This window comes from Chryseobacterium sp. S90 (genome assembly GCF_047444895.1).
Classification (GTDB): domain Bacteria; phylum Bacteroidota; class Bacteroidia; order Flavobacteriales; family Weeksellaceae; genus Chryseobacterium.
Window position 1 is genome coordinate 1 of sequence record NZ_JBLGCX010000015.1, and the last position, 5,406, is coordinate 5,406.

A 5,406-nucleotide genomic window follows, 5' to 3' on the forward strand; every position below is an offset into this window, starting at 1 on the left:
AAAAAAAATCCTTTATCATAAGATAAAGGATTTTTAAAAATAAAATAAAAACTGGCGGCGGCCTACTCTCCCGCTTTCGCAGTACCATCGGCGCTGGTGGGCTTAACTTCTGTGTTCGGAATGGGAACAGGTGAGCCCCACCGCTAAAACCACCCTAAAGAAGGTATATAAGATATCAGAGGATAGATTTCAGATTTCAGACTTGAAGGTCTGGTATCTGATGTCTTATATCTGACATCTATTTTAAGCGATAAAAACTTTCACAAAGACAAAACCTTAACTGCGCATAAAGTACTTGTCGTATTTATTATTTAATAATTTGATATAGCAACCAAAGGCTATAAATCTACGGGTAATTAGTACTACTCGGCTATGACATTACTGTCTTTACACCTGTAGCCTATCAACGTCGTCATCTCCAACGACCCTTAAAAGATGTCTCATCTTGAGGCGAGTTTCGCACTTATATGCTTTCAGTGCTTATCTCTTCCAAACGTAGCTACTCAGCGGTGCACCTGGCGGTACAACTGATACACCAGAGGTTTGTTCAATTCGGTCCTCTCGTACTAGAATCAAGCCCTCTCAAACATCTAACGCCCGCAATAGATAGAGACCGAACTGTCTCACGACGTTCTGAACCCAGCTCGCGTGCCACTTTAATGGGCGAACAGCCCAACCCTTGGGACCTTCTCCAGCCCCAGGATGTGACGAGCCGACATCGAGGTGCCGAACCTCCCCGTCGATGTGAGCTCTTGGGGGAGACTAGCCTGTTATCCCCGGAGTACCTTTTATCCTATGAGCGATGGCCCTTCCATACGGAACCACCGGATCACTATGTCCTGCTTTCGCACCTGATCGACTTGTAGGTCTCACAGTCAAGCACCCTTATGCCATTACACTCTACGCACGGTTACCAAGCGTGCTGAGGGTACCTTTGAAAGCCTCCGTTACTCTTTTGGAGGCGACCACCCCAGTCAAACTACCCACCACGCAATGTCCTTCTAAAAGAAGTTAGGCTCCAAGTAAGTAAAGGGTGGTATTTCAACGTTGGCTCCACCTACACTAGCGTGCAAGCTTCAAAGCCTCCCACCTATCCTACACATTACTTACTCAAAGTCAATACGAAGTTATAGTAAAGGTTCACAGGGTCTTTTCGTCCCATTGCGGGTAATCGGCATCTTCACCGATACTACAATTTCACCGAGCTCGTGGCTGAGACAGTGCCCAGATCGTTACACCATTCGTGCAGGTCGGAACTTACCCGACAAGGAATTTCGCTACCTTAGGACCGTTATAGTTACGGCCGCCGTTTACTGGGGCTTCAGTTAATGCCTTCGGTTTAACCCTAAGCACCTTCCTTAACCTTCCAGCACCGGGCAGGTGTCAGACCCTATACAGCATCTTTCGATTTAGCAGAGTCCTGTGTTTTTGATAAACAGTCGCCTGGGCCTCTTCACTGCGGCCACCATTGCTGATGGCGTCTCTTCTTCCGAAGTTACGAGACTATTTTGCCTAGTTCCTTAGCCACGACTCACTCGAGCACCTTAGGATTCTCTCCTCGACCACCTGTGTCGGTTTTGGTACGGGTTGCTTCACTTCGGCTTTTCTTGGATCAGATTACACTACAGCAGCTTCGCCCGAAGGCTAGGCCTTGACTATTCCGTCAGTCTTTAGCAGCTACATCCAACCGTCCCCTTTTTAGTGTGAGCAAGTATGGGAATATTAACCCATTGTCCATCCACTACCCCTTTCGGGTTCGCGTTAGGTCCCGACTAACCCTCAGCTGATTAGCATGGCTGAGGAAGCCTTGGTCTTTCGGTGAGCAGGTTTCTCGCCTGCTTTATCGTTACTTATGCCTACATTTTCTTTTCTATCCGCTCCACAATACCTCACGATACTGCTTCGGCGCAAATAGAATGCTCTCCTACCAGATATATCTAAAATATAAATCCATAGCTTCGGTAATATGTTTATGCCCGATTATTATCCATGCCGGACCGCTCGACTAGTGAGCTGTTACGCACTCTTTAAATGAATGGCTGCTTCCAAGCCAACATCCTAGCTGTCAATGCAGTCCAACCGCGTTGCTTCAACTTAACATATATTTTGGGACCTTAGCTGTTGGTCTGGGTTCTTTCCCTCTCGGACATGGACCTTAGCACCCATGCCCTCACTGCCGTAGAACATTTATTAGCATTCGGAGTTTGTCAGGAATTGGTAGGCGATGAAACCCCCGCATCCAATCAGTAGCTCTACCTCTAATAAACTTATATACGACGCTGCACCTAAATGCATTTCGGAGAGTACGAGCTATCTCCCAGTTTGATTGGCCTTTCACCCCTACCCACAGGTCATCCGAAGACTTTTCAACGTCAACCGGTTCGGTCCTCCACTCTGTGTTACCAGAGCTTCAACCTGCCCATGGGTAGATCACAAGGTTTCGCGTCTAATCCTACTAACTATACGCCCTATTCAGACTCGCTTTCGCTCCGGCTCCGGTACTTAATACCTTAACCTCGCTAGTAAAATTAACTCGTAGGCTCATTATGCAAAAGGCACGCCGTCACAGCATTACGCTGCTCCGACCGCTTGTAGGCGTACGGTTTCAGGTTCTATTTCACCCTTCTATTCGAAGTGCTTTTCACCTTTCCTTCACAGTACTTGTTCACTATCGGTCTTTCAGGAGTATTTAGCCTTGGAGGATGGTCCCCCCATATTCAGACAGGATTTCACGTGTCCCGCCCTACTCATTTATCACTCAAATATGCCTTTCATATACGGGGCTATCACCCTCTACGGCCGTTCTTTCCAGAACATTCTATTAAACATATATCAGCTTTTGGGCTAATCCGCTTTCGCTCGCCACTACTTACGGAATCTCTTCGATTTCTTTTCCTCCGGGTACTTAGATGTTTCAGTTCTCCGGGTTTGCTCCTCTTACGAGGTAATACATCTTCAATGTATTGGGTTGCCCCATTCGGACATCTGCGGATCAATTCGTGTGTGCCAATCCCCGCAGCTTTTCGCAGCTTACCACGTCCTTCTTCGCCTCTGAAAGCCTAGGCATCCGCCATACGCCCTTAACGATTTCTTTCCTATTGGTTACTCAAGCGCTTTATGCGCTCGGTTTTCTCTTTGTGATGTCTTTACCGTTAATGTCAATGATCTTAATGTCTTCTTGTCCAACTGATGAACAGATGTTGTTTTTGGCTCCATCCGTAACTTTTAAATCAGTATTCCAAAACTGTGGAGAATAAGGGAGTCGAACCCTTGACCTCCTGCGTGCAAGGCAGGCGCTCTAGCCAGCTGAGCTAATTCCCCCTCTAGTAGAAATTTTAAATTCTAGATTATATATTCTAAATTAAACATACGCTATAATCTAAAATCTATAATTTATAATCCATAATTCCATTCAATTAGTAGTCTCGGGCAGGCTCGAACTGCCGACCTCTACATTATCAGTGTAGCGCTCTAACCAGCTGAGCTACGAGACTTCATTATTAATTTTAAATTTTAAATTGAAAATTTTAATGATTATTTAAATCTAAAATCTATAATTTATAATCTAAAATCTCTCTATCCCTTTACTAATTTCTAGTGGGTTTTGTATTTTTAATATAATCAACCAAACAAAAAACTAAAGCTTTACTTTGAAGTAAGTACTTTGTATCTTACGATACTAATTTTGTTTATCGTCCTAAGACGCTCTAAAATGAGATGTTCCAGCCGCACCTTCCGGTACGGCTACCTTGTTACGACTTAGCCCTAGTTACCTGTTTTACCCTAGGCAGCTCCTGTTACGGTCACCGACTTCAGGTACCCCAGACTTCCATGGCTTGACGGGCGGTGTGTACAAGGCCCGGGAACGTATTCACCGCGCCATGGCTGATGCGCGATTACTAGCGATTCCAGCTTCATAGAGTCGAGTTGCAGACTCCAATCCGAACTGAGACCGGCTTTCGAGATTTGCATCACATCGCTGTGTAGCTGCCCTCTGTACCGGCCATTGTATTACGTGTGTGGCCCAAGGCGTAAGGGCCGTGATGATTTGACGTCATCCCCACCTTCCTCTCTACTTGCGTAGGCAGTCTCACTAGAGTCCCCAACTTAATGATGGCAACTAGTGACAGGGGTTGCGCTCGTTGCAGGACTTAACCTAACACCTCACGGCACGAGCTGACGACAACCATGCAGCACCTTGAAAAATGTCCGAAGAAAAGTCTATTTCTAAACCTGTCATTTCCCATTTAAGCCTTGGTAAGGTTCCTCGCGTATCATCGAATTAAACCACATAATCCACCGCTTGTGCGGGCCCCCGTCAATTCCTTTGAGTTTCATTCTTGCGAACGTACTCCCCAGGTGGCTAACTTATCACTTTCGCTTAGTCTCTGATTCCGAAAAACCAAAAACGAGTTAGCATCGTTTACGGCGTGGACTACCAGGGTATCTAATCCTGTTCGCTCCCCACGCTTTCGTCCATCAGCGTCAGTTGTTGCTTAGTAACCTGCCTTCGCAATTGGTGTTCTAAGTAATATCTATGCATTTCACCGCTACACTACTTATTCCAGCTACTTCAATAACACTCAAGACCTGCAGTATCAATGGCAGTTTCACAGTTAAGCTGTGAGATTTCACCACTGACTTACAGATCCGCCTACGGACCCTTTAAACCCAATAAATCCGGATAACGCTTGCACCCTCCGTATTACCGCGGCTGCTGGCACGGAGTTAGCCGGTGCTTATTCGTATAGTACCTTCAGCTACCCTCACGAGGGTAGGTTTATCCCTATACAAAAGAAGTTTACAACCCATAGGGCCGTCGTCCTTCACGCGGGATGGCTGGATCAGGCTCTCACCCATTGTCCAATATTCCTCACTGCTGCCTCCCGTAGGAGTCTGGTCCGTGTCTCAGTACCAGTGTGGGGGATCACCCTCTCAGGCCCCCTAAAGATCGTAGACTTGGTGAGCCGTTACCTCACCAACTATCTAATCTTGCGCGTGCCCATCTCTATCCACCGGAGTTTTCAATATCCATCGATGCCGACAAATATATTATGGGGTATTAATCTTCCTTTCGAAAGGCTATCCCCCAGATAAAGGCAGGTTGCACACGTGTTCCGCACCCGTACGCCGCTCTCAAGATCCCGAAAGATCTCTACCGCTCGGCTTGCATGTGTTAGGCCTCCCGCTAGCGTTCATCCTGAGCCAGGATCAAACTCTCCATTGTATGTTTGTCTGACTCACTCAAAGTTTTTTAACGCTTTAGTTTTTCCTTACTTGGTTGTTATATTGTATGTCAATGATCTTTATATCTTTCGCTTTTCAACGAAGCAATCTTCTCTGTCAGTGTCGCTCCGTATTTGCGAGTGCAAAAGTAAAACTTTATTTCTTAATGACCAAATGTTT

General features: G+C 46.2%; 2 tRNA genes and 3 rRNA genes. All 5 read right to left on the reverse strand.

The window, feature by feature from the left end:
- Window positions 1–49: 49 nt before the first annotated feature.
- Window positions 50–157 (reverse strand): 5S ribosomal RNA (gene rrf / locus ACLMCG_RS23035).
- Between the two features lie 179 nt (window positions 158–336).
- A 23S ribosomal RNA gene (locus ACLMCG_RS23040) occupies window positions 337–3,094 on the reverse strand.
- 153 nt (window positions 3,095–3,247) lie between these two features.
- Window positions 3,248–3,321: transfer RNA gene (locus tag ACLMCG_RS23045), tRNA-Ala, on the reverse strand.
- Between the two features lie 99 nt (window positions 3,322–3,420).
- Window positions 3,421–3,494, reverse strand: a tRNA-Ile gene (locus ACLMCG_RS23050).
- A 216-nt stretch (window positions 3,495–3,710) separates the two neighbouring features.
- Window positions 3,711–5,227, reverse strand: a 16S ribosomal RNA gene (locus ACLMCG_RS23055).
- The 16S, 23S and 5S rRNA genes sit together here with 2 tRNA genes alongside, the layout of an rRNA operon.
- Window positions 5,228–5,406: the final 179 nt, after the last annotated feature.